Annotated in this window: 9 protein-coding genes; 2 read left to right on the forward strand and 7 right to left on the reverse strand. The window is 34.2% G+C overall.

Translation table 11 applies throughout. From position 1 onward, the window contains the following. Positions 1–65: 65 nt before the first annotated feature. The 7 genes from BLV91_RS05135 to BLV91_RS05165 all read right to left on the reverse strand — a co-directional run bounded on the left by BLV91_RS05135 (position 66) and on the right by BLV91_RS05165 (position 14416). On the reverse strand, positions 66–566 hold the full coding sequence (locus tag BLV91_RS05135) for a lipid-binding protein (protein ID WP_091430413.1): 501 nt from the start codon (positions 564–566) through the stop codon (positions 66–68). Between the two features lie 10 nt (positions 567–576). After that, positions 577–1323, reverse strand: a complete 747-nt coding sequence (locus BLV91_RS05140) for an immunoglobulin-like domain-containing protein (protein ID WP_091430417.1) — start codon at positions 1321–1323, stop codon at positions 577–579. 17 nt (positions 1324–1340) lie between these two features. After that, complete coding sequence (locus BLV91_RS05145) at positions 1341–2816, reverse strand: SusD/RagB family nutrient-binding outer membrane lipoprotein (RefSeq protein WP_091430419.1); 1476 nt, start codon at positions 2814–2816, stop codon at positions 1341–1343. Positions 2817–2828: 12 nt separating this feature from the next. Beyond that, the gene (locus BLV91_RS05150; protein ID WP_245709611.1) at positions 2829–5984 is read right to left on the reverse strand and encodes a SusC/RagA family TonB-linked outer membrane protein; all 3156 of its coding nucleotides are present in this window, start codon (positions 5982–5984) and stop codon (positions 2829–2831) included. Between the two features lie 1404 nt (positions 5985–7388). After that, positions 7389–8825, reverse strand: a complete 1437-nt coding sequence (locus BLV91_RS05155) for a SusD/RagB family nutrient-binding outer membrane lipoprotein (RefSeq protein ID WP_091430424.1) — start codon at positions 8823–8825, stop codon at positions 7389–7391. A gap of 11 nt (positions 8826–8836) precedes the next feature. Continuing rightward, positions 8837–12097 carry a SusC/RagA family TonB-linked outer membrane protein gene (locus BLV91_RS05160; RefSeq protein ID WP_091430426.1) on the reverse strand — a complete coding sequence of 1087 codons (3261 nt, stop codon included), beginning with the start codon at positions 12095–12097 and terminating at the stop codon, positions 8837–8839. Positions 12098–12706: 609 nt separating this feature from the next. Next, positions 12707–14416, reverse strand: coding sequence for a BamA/TamA family outer membrane protein (locus BLV91_RS05165; RefSeq protein ID WP_091430430.1), 1710 nt, complete (start codon positions 14414–14416; stop codon positions 12707–12709). 181 nt (positions 14417–14597) lie between these two features. Here BLV91_RS05165 and rpsL point away from each other — a divergent pair, with 181 nt between their 5' ends. Together rpsL and rpsG are read left to right on the forward strand one after the other, a co-directional pair. After that, on the forward strand, positions 14598–14981 hold the full coding sequence (gene rpsL / locus BLV91_RS05170; protein ID WP_007136570.1) for a 30S ribosomal protein S12: 384 nt from the start codon (positions 14598–14600) through the stop codon (positions 14979–14981). Between the two features lie 73 nt (positions 14982–15054). Next, entirely contained in the window at positions 15055–15531 is a 477-nt protein-coding gene (rpsG, locus tag BLV91_RS05175) for a 30S ribosomal protein S7 (protein ID WP_007136569.1), read from the forward strand. Positions 15532–15534 lie beyond the last annotated feature (3 nt).

Genomic DNA, 15534 nt, shown 5'->3' on the forward strand with positions numbered 1-15534 from the left:
GCAAATATATAAAAAAAACCACTCCGAATAAACGAAGTGGTTTGAATAATCTTGATATTAAAATATTAGTAATTGTCTTCTAGGAAACCTGTTCTTTTATGACCAGAAAAAATTAATATGTTTCCTGGGTCATAACTGAATTCTCCCTTAAAATAGATACTATCAGTAACGTTTCCACCTTTAGAGTGTGCGGCGTTTTTCAAGATCTTTCCTTCAGTAATTGTAAAAGTAGATCCCGGATCAAGTAAATTATCTTCGTCAGCTACACTAAAAGTTAAGTTGCTAGTATCTACTTTTAGTTTTCCTTTTAGCCACCAACCATCTTTATTGTCATTTATGTACATGGTGTTGTTTCCATCATTTGTATCATAAGTTACATGGTGCGCATGCTGAACTAAAAGTCCTGAAGCATCGCTGATATCAATATACCATTCACCATTCATTTCGATTGAAGGTCTTTCCACTGTTGTATAATCATCATAACCGTTATTGTCACAAGAGCTTACTGTGGCTATCATAAAAACTCCTAAAAGTATTTTATTGATATTGCTTTTTAATATATTCATGTTGTTTTGATTAAAGTTGTACTTGAGTTAAAGTAGATACAAAAACGTATGCAGTTCCAGTATTCCAGTCGCATGAAAGCACTAACGTTTTAGTTGTAGGATTTACAGTAAGTGATAAAAGATTTGCTGGAAAACCGAAGTAATCATTTGTCATTGGGTTTCCTGGGAAAGTGAATGTGTTTGTGCTGATATTTACAGCGTTTATTTTCCCACCAGGTGTGTTACTTCCTGCGATAGCTCTTCCTATAGAATACCATCCACCAAATGCATCAGATATTTCGTAAGTTCCATCAGTGTTTTTCCAGATATAGATATATTCCATGTTTCTGTATGCAGCACTAGGAGTAGAACCATTTCTAGCAACAGTTGAAGTGTATACACCTTCGATACTATTAACTAGATCTCCTGTTTTATAAACTATTACTTTTCTTGTAACTGTGTTTGCAAATCCATCTGCATTTATGGCTTTGTAAGTTTGAATGTACTCATCTTGAATAGAAGTATCCAATTTAGGCGATTTTCTGTTTACTCCAATTGCAGTGGAAGTGTATTCAACTGTAGCTCCATTTACTGTTGCGGTAACACCAGGGTCATTGTAAGTTGAACCTAGCGGAACAAATACTGTTGAAGCTCCATTTAATGTAATCTCAGGAAAATAGGTTACCGTTGATCCAATAACAGGTTCTGTGCTGCAGGAAAGTATTGTCAATAATAACACCGCTAACGCTGCTATCTTTGTTGTTTTTAAGTATTTCATATACGTATTTTTTTATATTAATTTTTTTGATCCCACCACACTTTTTGCGTGATTGATGTTCTTTGAGTAATATTTGTGTTTCTATCAATTTCGTTTTGTGGATAGAATAAAATACTTGGAACACTGTTAGAAGTTAATATAGAGGTACGAGAAGGGATTCTGTTTCCTGCTGCGTAATCTTGTGTTCCGAATGGTACAACTTCAGGAAATTTAGTTCTTGTAGTTTCGATGTACGCCTCGATGTTATTAACATTAGCAAGTGCTGCCCACTTTTGAATCATTACTTGTCTTACAGCTTGCTCAGTAGCAAGCCCAGTGATGAACTCATATACTGCACCTGTAGCAGTTAGTGCAGTAGCACTTGCAGTAGGTAGGCCATAAGTTGAAAAAGAACTAGCAACACCTAAATCATACTTCGCTTTTGCGCCTGCTTGTGCAGAATAGCGGATTAATGCCTCTGCTTGCAAGAAATTGCTCTCAGCTACTGTTATTAAGTAGACTGGAGTTTGTGCAGTAACATTTGGTCTAGCATAGCTTGGGGCAGTGTTATTAAAAGCTGCTCCGTTCCCTTGGTCTAGTGATGCATAAGTTCCAGTTGATGAAGCTCTATATACTGCATTTCTTCTCGGGTCACTGTTTTGTTCGTAAAACTGCATTAATGTATTACTTGCAACGTGGTTGATGTCACCAAGACCTGGAGATGATGATAAATTCACCTCGAAAAATGGATTACGTTGTGAAATTTGTGTACCAAAATTTGCAAATTTTGCATCAGCTGTTACAAAGTTGTTTTCGGCTAATAAAGCTCTAACTGCTGCTGGATTAGCTAAAGATGTATACGCCATACGCATATAAATCTTTAATTTAAGAGTGTTAGCAAATTTAAGCCAGTTTGTCATGTCTCCTTGGTAGATAACATCTTGTGTTCCAAAAGCAGATGGAACAGGATTTGCATTGTAGTTCGCAACTGCGGTATTGATTGTATTGATTAAATCAGTATAGATTTCATCTCCAGGTGTAACTTTAGGGTTGATGTTTGTAACACCAGCTAATGCTTCAGTATAAGGAACGTCACCGAACACATCTACTAACACTTGGTAGGTGTATGATTGAAGAAGTTTAGCGATCAAAACTTTTCCTGTGTTTCCTTGTAATTCTGACTCAGTAATCACAAACTGTAAATCATTTAAACATCCTGAGTAAAGTTCATCCCACGCTCTGTTTCCAAAAGTAGTAGGAAGATTGTATTCGTCAATAGCATCGTATTGACCAGCACTTGGTGCTTGAGTGTGATACTGGGCATAAAAACCTCCCATGTTTGCTAACTCTCCACCAGTCATTGCTATCAGAGATGCTTCTGCAGATGCAAGAGCTAAGTCTGGTGTGATTGCATCGGGAGTGTTAGGGTTTGTATTCACATCTAAATCTTGTTCGCAAGAGGTTAAAGCTCCAAACGAAAAGATTATTAGTAATATTTTAGATATATTTTTCATATTGTTTCTTTATTAAAAGTTTGCTTTTACACTAAAACCGATACTTCTAGTTGAAGGGTTAGCACTAAATTCACCAAATTGGCCACTAATATCTGTACCAAATGTTGAAGTTTCTGGATCGATGTATTGGTTGCTACTAGGAGTCCATAAGAATAAATTTCTTCCTACTACTGAAAAACCAAGTGATTGTAGTGGAGAAGATCCTAATAATTTTTTTGGAAGTTGGTATCCAATTACAACTTCTCTTAATTTTACAAAAGATTTGTCAATTACATTAGCTCTATCTAGAGCGGTTGCTCTGTAGTAATCATCTTGATGTTCAATATCTACAGGCGTAGTATTAGGAGAATACGAAACTGTTCCGTCAGCAGCTGTTGCTTGAGTTACAGATCCAGGTACCAGGAATGGTTGTCTGTTGTTCTCGTAAGTAGTAGTAATCGAGTTACCAGTAAATCTTGTGATATCAGCTGTTCTAGAATACATTAAACCACCTTGACGGATATCAAATGAAAAATCTAAAGTTATATTTTTATAGCTTAAAGAGTTTCCAATACCCATTGTATAATCATATTGAGTATCTCCATAAACTTCTTTGTTCGGAGAAGTAATCGGTATTCCATTTGCATCGACTACAATGTTTCCGTTGGGATCAGTCAAAGCTACGTTACCCTGAAGTAGTCCTATTGGTGATCCTTGTTGCGCTATAAACGCTGTAGTGCTCAATCCACCTAAATTAAGTTGACCTAATCTAGGATCTAACTTCTCTAAGATAGAGTTGTTTTTTGCGTAGTTTACAGTTGTTGACCATCCAAAACTATTGTTTTTTGGTTGGAAAAAGTTAAAAGTAACTAACCCCTCAAAACCTTTGTTAGAAATTGTTCCAACGTTAGCCGTTTGCGAAGTGTAACCAGTAGTTGCTGCAAGTGGCAATGAGATAATCTGATTAACAACTTTTGAGTCGTAGTAAGATAAATCTATAGAAAGGAAATTTTTGAAAAAAGAAGCTTCAATACCAAATTCAAATTCTTTTCTTCTTTCTGGTTTTAAATCTGGATTTGCAGCTCTATTACCTACTTCATATCCGTTTACTCCGTTGAAAGGGTATGTTAAGCTTCCAAAACCTAGACCTACGTCTCCTTTTACAAATACTGGCAATACTGCGTATGGATCTGTATCAACTCCTGTTTCACCGTAGTTAGCTCTTAATTTACCAAAATTTACAACATTCTTGATTTCTGGAAAAGTATCTGTGAAAGCCCAACTCGCATTGATTCCTCCGTATAATACTGATCGATTTCCTTCAGGTAAAGTTGAATACCAGTCATTACGTAAAGTTCCAGTTAAAAACAATTGGTTTTTAAATGATAAAGATGTGCTGTTGTATACTCCGTAAAGTTTTCTCTCAGATCTAGAAGAAGATGCAGTAGCATTTTCTGTCGAATTGTCAAATGAATGAAACCCAGCAATATCTTGACTTCCAACACTTCCAGAAATTGAACTACCTGTTCTTTGATTCATGTTGAATCCAAAAGAAGATTGTAATTCTAAATCTTTTGAAAGTTCGAAGTTTAGATTATATAAAAGCTCATGATTAATCTGTTTTGTAACAGACTTAGATTCTGCATACGAACCTGGTTGTTCCGTAGAAGAACCATCATTTGGGCTTCCAGGTAGAGCATCTACTCGTTCTTCCCAAAGAGCTAAACTCTCTGTAGATGAATCTAAACCAAAACGGTATACAAAACTTGACCATTTGTTGATTTCAGCATTTACTTCAATCGATCCGTATATTCTTTCTTTTGCAAATTTTGATCCATTTTCATTTAATGTAAAGTAAGGATTCGTTACGCCGTAAGGAGTATAGTAGTTTGATACGTTGTTAAATGGATTAGTGTAGTCTTTAAATTCAGTGATTGGAATATCAGTCGGAATTTGCATTAAGTTATTCATAACTGTTAATCCTTGTCCTGTAGCTACAGCGCTTCCGCCTGTATTAACATAGTTTAACGATCCTGAAATAGTTACGTTCTTTACTTTTGAGCTTCCAGATAAACCTAATGTGTTTCTTTCAAATTGATCAGCATCAGTAGGTATAATTCCGTCTTGTTGCGAATTCGAATAAGACAATCTTACTGACGAATCTTGAGATCCTCCTGAGATAGATAAAGTGTTTAATTGACTTACTCCAGTTTCGAAAAAGTTTTCAAGTTGATCTTTTTGGAAAGAGTAAGGTTTAATTTTTTGAGAATTGTCTACAACATTACCCCATGTTCTAATTTCACCATCAAATTTTGGTCCCCAAGATCCATTTTCTCCTAGGAAATGTTGTCCATCCCAACCTTGACCAAATTGATCTTGGTATTTTGGTGTTCTTAAGATTTCACTAAAATTAGTTGCGTTTGAAAAACTTACAGCTAACTTACCTGTCTTTCCTTTTTTTGTAGTGATAAGAATTACACCACTTGCTGCTCTAGATCCGTAAAGTGCTGTTGCAGCTGCTCCTTTAAGGATAGACATTGTTTCAATATCTTCTGGATTTATATCTCCAGACCCACGACCAAAGTCATAACCGCCATTCAGGCTGCTTGAAAAACTTGATCCATTGTTTATCGGAATTCCATCGACAACGTATAGAGGTTGGTTGTTTCCAGTCAAACTACTAAATCCTCTAATAATTACTCCTGAAGAAGCTCCAGGATCAGTAGAAGCGCTTGAAATGGTTACACCAGCTACTTTTCCTTTTAATGCATCAGCCACATTAGTCTGTGAAGATTTATTTAGCTCTTCTGAATTAATAGTAGTTGCTGAGTATCCAAGAGATTTTTTTTCTCTTTTAATACCTAATGCAGTTACTACAACTCCTTCAAGTTCTACAGCAGTACCTATTAAACGAACGTTAATAGATGTTGATGTAGCTTTTACTTCTTGAGATTTCATCCCAATATAGCTAAAAATTAAAATTTGACTTGGGCTAGCTTTTATTGCAAATTTCCCGTCAAAATCAGTTTGTGTTCCAAAGTTAGTTCCTTTAACTAATACACTTACACCTGGTATCGGCATTCCCGTATTGTCAGAAACAACTCCTGTTACAGCTCTCTCTTGCGCAAAAGTTAGTTGCGCCATAAGTACTATTAATAGTACTAAGATTCCATTGAACTTTAGTTTCATTTTTAAATATTTTGAATTAGTGAAACAAAATTCTTAATTAATTGTTAAGTATCCTAATTAAAGAAACCCTATTTTTAACATAATATAAAATTTAACATTTTAACACAATGGAAAGTATATGTTATGAAACAACCTCTTTTTTTGCCAATTTAGCCTTAAAAGAAATTTTTTATAAGATAAAACCTGCTTATTTATACAGCTATTAAGTATTGGTTATGAGTGTGTTATTTGGAAAATTGTGATTTGAAGAGTGGGGTAACTGTTGAAGTTTTATTTTGCTTTTAGAGTGACTTGTTATCGTGATTTTGGGTTGTTTAAAAAAAATCAAGTTGTTGGACTAGTTGCTGTGTATTTGTCGTGTTTTTTGCTTTAGTGAAAAGTAGGAGGTTGTGATTTATAGAGGAAATATGATTTCTAGTTTAATTTTTGTCTAGTTGTAGGAATTAGCATTGCTGATTTAAGGTAGGAGGAATGATAATTATGTAGCAGTAAAACGGAAAGCTTTTATCATTTTGTTTCTTAGAAGGTTTGTTTTTTGGTCGCATCTAACTGTGAGTTAAGTTAGCTAATAAGGTTTGTTTTGAGATGTAATTAATTTTTTCCGTTATGGTGTAATTCATATAACTGAAATGATATGTTTTTTACTATTAATCGATTGTTGTTTGTCTTGTCAATCAATAGTGTTTTTGTTATGGTGATTTGGCGATGTAATAGGATAATCTCAATTTTATGTAAGGCATCTCTGTAACCCTTGATGTAAAAAAATAATTAGCCAGATCAGTGGGGTGAACTTTTTTAAGGTTGTGTTATTAGAAATAATTGTGCTTTTAGAATGGATGTGAGAAATGTGGTATTTGGTAGTGAGTTTTTAGAGTATGTGTAGTTTGTTTTACACTATTAATATTTAGTACTTTTTTTTATGTGTTATATTTGAGGTTAGTATTTATGTCGTTATTTTTTGTTACAAGTATTAAATTTGACTTTTATGTTTGTTAAAGTAGGTTTGTGACGACTATTTTTTAAGGATTTTAGATATAAGATAAGGCTTCACATTAACAGTATGTCATTTTTCGGATATCTAGAAACGGAATAGAGAGATGGTTACTCTTGTTGGTTGATGATTATTCGGACTTAATTGCTTTGGCTATAAGAATATTGTTGTGAGCTGTTTATCTTAGTGCGGGTTTTATGAATTGAATGTTAGTTGTGTTTTGAATGTTGAATTTGGTCGTCATATTGATTAGTCGTTTAACTTTGGGAAGTATGGTAATCTGAAGCATTCTATTTTTTATTTTACAGCTAAAAAATATAAATACAAGAATAATTATTTTATTTGTGTTTTCTGTAAATAAAAAGGCTGCCAAAATTGGCAGCCTTGATAATTTAATAAGATAACTAATAGTTCTAGTTTACATCCCAAAATATTTTAGTAGTTTGTTCGTCTCCTCCTATTGCTGCTGCAGCAGAATTATAGTTGACACTATTTAGATTTTGTTCGCTAACAGGATATGTGTATCTTGTTGGAACAGGAAGTTCAGAAATAGCAGCTACGTTAAAGCCTGGTATGTCATAAGTTCTCCAAGCTGTCCAAGCTTCGTAACCTCTGTTGTACATCGCTAACCAAAGTTGGTTACCAATTTTTACTTTCCATGTACCAGGAGCAGTTGCATAGTTTACTTTAGGGTTTAATAAATAAGCAGCTACATTAGGAGTTTTCCAATAATCAAATGAAGCTGTAATACCTGCATTATAGAAAGCTGCTGCTTGAGCAGGTGTTCCTGAGATAGAGCGTTCAGCTGCATCAGCAAGATAAAAAGAAACTTCTGCAAAATCCATTAAGGATGCTGGGTTTGTTTGCTCTATTACACGGCTACCTACATGAGTGTATGAAGTAAAACTGTTGTTTTCACCGTAAGGTCCACCTTCATAAGTATTAGTTCCTAGGTTTTGGTCAAAGTAAAAAGCTCTTCTTGGGTCTTCAAGATCATTCATGAAATCTACGATTGTGTTAGCAATAACAAAATCAGATCTTCCAGATTGTACTAAATCAACCCAAACAGGATTTGTGTTAGGTGTTGCGCTTCCGTAAGATATAGTAGCGTTATCAGCATTTGAAGTAAAAACACCACCGCTAATAGCAGTTTTAATAGCAGTTTCAGCTACAGTTTTCATTGATGCAACGTCAACTACTCTGATACCCATTCTTAATTTTAATGAGTTACCAAACTTTTTCCAAGCAACAGTGTTACCACTATAAATTTTGTCTGCTTCACCAAAACCATCATCGGTTAAATTTGGAATTGCAGCATTCAAGCGTACAAGTAAATCACCGTAAATAGTTTTTGCATCATCATATACAGGAAGAAGATATTTATTTGGGTTCAATGTTTGAGTATATGGAACATCTCCATAAGTTTCAACAAGATTTGCCCAAGCATAAACGCTTAATATTTCAATTTGAGCATTTCTTGTTTTTTTAGTTGCTTCTGACATTTCAACATCCGCATCAGTGTAAGCTTTTGCAGTAGATAAGTCAAATAAAACATCTCTGTAGATTTCAGACCAATGTGCGTTGGTAATGTTACGAGTGTTTAAGTCATAATTAGCTTCATCCACATAAGTTGTTTCCGTCCAATGTTGAGCTAACATCCTGAAGACATTAGTGTTTACATTGGTGCTCGTCATTTGGTCAAATAAGCTCTTTGAAGCTGAATTGAATAAAAAAGACGCTTCAACCTCTTTAGGATTCTTCGGGTCGTTATTTAAACCTTCGTACTGGTCATTAGATTGACACGATACTAATGCTAGAATAGATAACGCTGTTAATATTATTTTTTTCATAATTTTTTTTTTTAAAACTGTAATTTAAGACTTGCTCCGATTTCTCTTATTGAAGGGAAGGCTCCAGATTGATATCCTTGTACGTTTCCAGAACTTAAACCAGCTTCTGGATCTGCATATGGTACACTTTTATCTATAATCCATAAGTTTCTTCCAATTAAAGATAATGCAACATTTGTGAAAGGTAAAGTGCTTAATGTTTTCTCTGTAAAGTTGTAAGTTAAACTTGCTTCACGTAATTTGATATAACCAGCATCGTAAACATGTAATTTGTTAGGAGCTCTAGCGTAACCCCATGCATTTGCATAAATATTAGCATTAGCTCTAACTTGATTTGGAGTTCCATCAGGAGCAACTCCAGGCATAATAACACCACCGCTGTTTGCTGCATAGTTACCAGGTGTTCCAACTACAACATCTCTTATTGGATTTCCTAGCTCGTTAGTTCCTGCAGAGAAGTCATACATCCCTGTTGCGTAACCATACCATGTATCAAGAGAGAATACGTCTCCACCTTTTTGCATGTCAATTAAGAAAGCTAAATTGAAATTTTTGTATGTAAAACTATTGTTAAGTCCTGCTTTCCAGTCTGGATTGATATCCCCAATTACAGAGTTGCTTGTAGAAGTTCTTTGGTATGTACCAATTCTGCTTGAGCTTCCTGTTTGGTTAACAATTGGTTGTCCATTGTCAGCATAAATATAATCACTACCTCTGATTGTTCCGTAAGGTTGTCCAGGAGTTGCGTTGATTGATACACCACCTTGTAATGATGCTAATTGTAAGTTATCAATACCATTAAGCAATTCAACTACTAAACTTTTGTTTTGAGACCAGTTTAGATTTAAATCCCATCTGAAATCAGTTGTCTTAAAAGGTGTAGCATTAAATGCAACTTCTATTCCTTTATTTTCGATAGTTCCTGCGTTTAACGTCGCAAATGAATATCCTGTTGATGTAGATAATGGAATATCTGTAATTTGGTTGATATTTTGATTGTTGTAGTAAGATAAATCAAATCCAATACGTCTGTTCAAGAAAGACATTTCTAAACCAAGTTCATAACTTTCTTGTCTCTCTGGTAAAAGATCTAAGTTAGCAAGAGTACCATTATTAGATGCCATAGGAGTTCCGTTAAATGGAGTTCCAACAGCATATGTGTTAAAAACTTTATACGGGTCTGTAGCACTACCTACCTCTGCATAATTTGCTCTTACTTTTCCAAATGACAACCAAGGAGCGTCAATTAGTGAAGAGAAAACTAAACTTCCAGAAATAGAGTAGTATCCAAATCTATTGTTCGCTTTTGGTAAAGTAGAAGAACGGTCAGTTCTGTATGAACCTTCTAAGTATGCGAATGAATCATAACCTAAACTAGCTCTGATGTACTCACCATCAACCATACTACTGTATTGATTTTCGATAGGAGCAAGAATAGGGCTTACGCTATTTGAAAGTGAATATAATCTTGGGATACTAATTCCACCATTTGTAGCTGCAAAAACGCTATTTTTAGTGTTGTTTCTTAAGCTAAATCCAACATTACCTTCTAGATTTAATTTTTCAGTTAAATCTTTATTGAAATTTAACATTGCGTCGTAGTTGTATTCAGCAACATTGTTATTGAATCTTGAGTAAGATGATACATCAGCACTTCCAACGTTGATTCTTTCTTCCTGAATTTCACTGTAAGTGTCAAATGAGAATCTTACGGTTGCAGATAACCAATCGTTTATTTTGTTATCTAAAGCAACATTACCAAAATATCTTGATCTTGTATCTGTCTCAAAATTCTCGTAAAATGTCCAGTATGGATTGTCTGAATAGATTGGACTTAAATTGTCAGGACCATTAGGATTCCATGTGATGTTTTGTCCTGTAAGTAGATAAGCATCTTTTTGCGCGCCGTAATCAACATTCATTTGATTCCATTGTCTAAATTGCTGCATGATGTTACCAGATGAGTAACCTGTACCGTTTCTACCTTTACCATCATTTTTCACAAAATTGAAATAAGCAGAAGCTGTCAATTTGTTTGATAGATCTTGAGATCCAGAGAAAGATATAGTATTTCTTTTTATATTACTGTTAGGTAAATTTCCTTCTTGTGCTAGGTTAGTGAAACCTAATCTGAATGAACTTGTATCAGTACCTCCATCTAAAGCGATAGAGTTTACTACAGTACTTCCCGTTCCCCAAACAGAGTTTGGATTGTTTTTTCCAGCTACCCAAGGAGTCGCTTTTTGGTAAGTGTCAGGTAATTGAGGATAAAGTGAGTTCCATTGGTAAACCATTAAACTTGGGTCAAATGCAGCACCATATGACGCATCTTCAGTAAAAGGTGTAGTTAAATCAGGAATTCCATCACCGTTTATATCAGCTTCATTGAAATACGCATCTTCATTAGGACCATAGTAAGGACCGTAACCAGCTCCGTATTTGTTTTGATATTTAGGTAATGTTTCTGAATCTGCATTTCCTAAAGTAAGACTAGAATTGATTGTTATACCAAGACCTTTTCTTTTCTTTCCTTTTTTGGTAACGATCATTACAACTCCATTAGAGGCACGAGAACCGTAAAGTGCAGTTGCAGCAGCTCCTTTTAGGACGTTGATAGATGCGATATCGTCAGGATTAATGTCAGATGCAGCATTTCCGTAGTCATAACCACCTCTACCTGCTTTTTGTCCCTCTGTATTTGAATTACCGTTGTCAATTGGTACACCATCAACAACAAATAATGCTTGGTTGTTTCCAGCTATCGAGTTATTACCTCTAATAACAACCTGAGTTGACCCACCTAAATTTCCAGATGTTTTAATGTCTAAACCTGCAACTTTACCAGAAAGTGAGTTTACAAAATTAGAACTTTTTACATTAGAAACGGCGTCACCTTTAACTTCTTGAGTTGCGTAACCTAAGGATTTTTTTTCTCTTTTAATCCCTAATGCAGTAACAACAACGCCTTCTAGTTCTACTGCTGTTCCTAGCAATTTAACATTTACTGTCGATGATGTTGCTTTTACCTCTTGGGTTTTCATCCCAATGTAGCTAAAAATTAAAGTTTGACTTGGAGTAGCTTTAATAGCATATTTCCCGTCAAAATCAGTTTGTGCTCCTGAGTTAGTTCCTTTAATCAATACACTTACACCTGGTATAGGCATTCCTGCATTGTCAGAAACAACACCCGTAACAGTTCTCTCTTGCGCAAAAGTTAGTTGCGCCATAAGTACTATTAATAGTACTAAGATTCCATTGAACTTTAGTTTCATTTTTTAATATTTTGAATTAGTTACACAAAACTCTTAATAATTTGTTAAGAAACCTAATTAATGAAAGTGTATTTTTAACATTAAATGAAATTTAACATTTTAACACAATGTAAAATTTATGTTATAAAAGCGTGTTGTTTAAACATTGTAGTCTGGTAAAAATAGAATAAAGTAAGATTAATCTTTGTAATTACGTAAAATGTTAGTGACTGTTTGTGAGTTGGTTAGTTGTTAATTTTTTTTTTAATTAATATTTATCGGTGTGGCTGGGTGTTGCTCAGCTGTTGATTTTTTCTAATGTAGGACTGCAAGGTATTAGTGGTGGTGAGTTTGTTAATTTTAATTATGGTTGTAGTGATATTTTTATTCTGGTATTGTGATTTTTTGTTTTTTTTAATTATTAGTATATGATTTTAAAGAAAATGAAGGAGGGGTAGTTTGTTTAAATAGGTTTTTCTGCTAAGTGTGTATGATAAAAAAAATATTATGGGAATTTAGGGAAAATGTCCATTAGTAGTATTATGTTCTGTTTTCTGTTTTGAATTATATGGTTGATTCAGCTTAGGTGATGTTTAGAGATTTTTTGTTTTTGATGTTTATTATTTTTGTTTAAAAATTCACGCCATAGCTAAGATGGATAATAGTATTCGAAAATTCTAATTTTTGGTCGTTTGGGCTGCCAGTTGCTATGGAGATTTTTAAAAGTCCGTTGTTTGTCTTAACGCCTAGTCCGAACCCTAATCCTAAAAGAGTTGTTTTGTCGCGGGGTTGGTTTTTTAATGTTGAGTCTTTAAATATGGAGTAGTCTAGTATAGTATGGAGGTAAAGTGTGGGAGAGATTAAGTATCGGTATTCGGTTAGAATGGCTGTCATAAAATTGGCCTGAAGGCTATTTTCTGTAAAGCCACGAATAGAGTTGATGCCTCCAAAACGGAATAATTCATTAGTAATGTAATTAGTGCTTTTTAAATAATAGTTTTGACTTCTAATATTGATGGCGTTTTTATTGTTCAAATAAAAGGTATGCATTGCTAAAAGGTCAATGTAGAATTGTGGGTTATTGATAGTATTGTTAGTGCTGTTTCTTATTTCTCTTTTTCCAATTCCTGTTTTAATGTTAAGATTGCTTTGTTTTTGAAAAAGGAAGCTTCGAGAATCTAATTTGTAATAGTCTAATTCGGAGGTTAGATAAGAATTTTCAAAATCAGAAATAAGTGTGTTGTTTGTGTTTTGGATGTCACTTGATATTGTTGATTGATAACCTAAATAGATTCGGGCATTATAATTAAGGTAGTAACTTAGATCTATGGCTGTTTTTGTATTTTGAAAAATGCTGTCTTGTTTGAAAATGTTTAGTTGGGCTCTTAGTCCTATTGGGCTTTTGAAGATATAGGGTAGTTCTAATGCTGTTTTAAATGTTTTTTGTTTATTTCCATCGCTTTTCCAGTATAATGAAAATTGTTCGCCTGCTTTTAAGGTGTTTTGAAGATTTAGGTCAAGGTAGCCGTTGAAGGTTAATTTTTTGCTGTCGTTGTTATTAAATCCAATAAAACCGTCAAAAGTATTGGGTTTAGCTTTTTCGAGGTAAACATAAACTTTGGTGCTATCTTTTGTGAATAGTATTTCGGGGTATTTTATTTGGTTGATGAAGTTGTATTTTTCAAAATCGTCATGAATTTGACTAACGAGATCGCGGTTAAATAGCTTGTTCTTGTATTTGAGATTAATCTGAGCTAAGTGTCCTTTTGGAAAAATGTCTTTTTGTTCAATTTTGTCGTTCTTGACTACAATGGAATTTAATGTTCTTTGGTTTTTTTCTTCAATTTTTAATGTAGCGAGAAGTTTACTGTCTTTTTTTTGAAATTGAGTTAGGTATAGCTTGCTGAAAGAATAGCCCTTTTGGTCTAAGTTTTTTAGACTTCGGTTTAAGAACGCTTCGATTTCGACGTAAGTTATTACAAGTGTGTCTTGATTGTGAGTTGGAAATAGCACCTTTTTTAGTACGGGGTTTCCTCCTATATATATGTGTATTGATTTAATTCGTTCTCCTAAGTTAAGTTTTGCGGTGTAGCTGGAGTCGTTGCTTTTCGTTTTAGAAACGATCTTATTTTCAATAAAGCCAATTTTTGATAGTTTTTCGGTAGTAAATGTAATCTCATCATTTAAGGATTTTGCGTTTTTGTGATTTGAAAGATAGGTTAGAGAATCAATCACTTTTGTTTCAGAAATTGAGTTTCCTGAGAGTTGTAATTGTATATTTTGGGCAGAAGAGGTTAGTCCAATGCTGAATAGGAAAAAGTAAATTATACTATGTTTCAATTAGGAGGAAGTTTTTATAAAAGTAATGCAAATATCCAAAGTTTGTAATAAAATTCCAATCGTTAAATAATCTTGTTGAAAATTAATGGATTAACGTTTGTAGAGTAAAAATTAATTCATACATTTGCAACCCCGTAAAAAGCGGGAATTAAATATACATAATAAATTTTTAGTATTAATTATGCCAACAATTCAACAATTAGTAAGAACAGGAAGAACTCAGATAACTAAGAAGAGTAAATCGGTTGCTTTAGATTCTTGTCCTCAAAGAAGAGGGGTTTGTACGCGTGTTTACACTACAACACCAAAAAAACCAAACTCTGCAATGCGTAAAGTAGCGCGTGTACGTTTGACAAATGGTAATGAAGTAAATGCCTACATCCCTGGTGAAGGACACAATTTACAAGAGCACTCGATAGTATTAGTTAGGGGTGGAAGGGTAAAAGATTTACCAGGAGTTAGATATCACATCGTTCGTGGTGCACTTGATACGTCAGGAGTAGCAGGAAGAACGCAAAGGAGATCTAAGTATGGTGCTAAACGCCCAAAAGAAGCAAAAAAGTAATTTAAAAAGTTGTTCTTGTAGAGACGCGATTTATCGCGACTAGATAAGTATGGCATTTTATTAAAAAAAAGACATGAGAAAAAGAGCGGCAAAGAAGAGACCACTTTTACCAGATCCAAGGTTTAATGACCAATTGGTAACACGTTTTGTGAACAACTTAATGTGGGATGGTAAGAAATCGACAGCTTTTAAAGTATTTTATGATGCAATTGACATTATAGAATCAAAAAAGCAAGATGCAGAAAAATCATCATTAGAGATTTGGAAAGATGCGTTAACTAATGTTATGCCTCACGTAGAAGTACGTAGTCGTAGAGTTGGTGGAGCTACATTCCAAATTCCAATGCAAATTAGACCGGATAGAAAAATTTCTTACGCAATGAAGTGGTTAATACTTTATTCTAGAAGAAGAAATGAGAAATCAATGGCTCAAAAGTTAGCTTCGGAATGTTTAGCTGCGGCTAAAGAAGAAGGTGCTGCTGTTAAGAAAAGAATGGATACTCACAAAATGGCAGAGGCTAATAAAGCTTTCTCTCATTTTAGATTTTAATTC

The organism is Flavobacterium degerlachei (genome assembly GCF_900106645.1).
Classification (GTDB): domain Bacteria; phylum Bacteroidota; class Bacteroidia; order Flavobacteriales; family Flavobacteriaceae; genus Flavobacterium; species Flavobacterium degerlachei.

Excerpts from the sequence above, each read along its gene's own strand:
- BLV91_RS05135 (WP_091430413.1), bottom strand. The coding sequence starts at position 566 with ATGAATATATTAAAAAGCAATATCAATAAAATACTTTTAGGAGTTTTT.
- BLV91_RS05140 (WP_091430417.1), bottom strand. The coding sequence starts at position 1,323 with ATGAAATACTTAAAAACAACAAAGATAGCAGCGTTAGCGGTGTTATTA.
- BLV91_RS05145 (WP_091430419.1), bottom strand. The coding sequence starts at position 2,816 with ATGAAAAATATATCTAAAATATTACTAATAATCTTTTCGTTTGGAGCT.
- BLV91_RS05150 (WP_245709611.1), bottom strand. The coding sequence starts at position 5,984 with ATGAAACTAAAGTTCAATGGAATCTTAGTACTATTAATAGTACTTATG.
- BLV91_RS05155 (WP_091430424.1), bottom strand. The coding sequence starts at position 8,825 with ATGAAAAAAATAATATTAACAGCGTTATCTATTCTAGCATTAGTATCG.
- BLV91_RS05160 (WP_091430426.1), bottom strand. The coding sequence starts at position 12,097 with ATGAAACTAAAGTTCAATGGAATCTTAGTACTATTAATAGTACTTATG.
- rpsL (WP_007136570.1), top strand. The coding sequence starts at position 14,598 with ATGCCAACAATTCAACAATTAGTAAGAACAGGAAGAACTCAGATAACT.
- rpsG (WP_007136569.1), top strand. The coding sequence starts at position 15,055 with ATGAGAAAAAGAGCGGCAAAGAAGAGACCACTTTTACCAGATCCAAGG.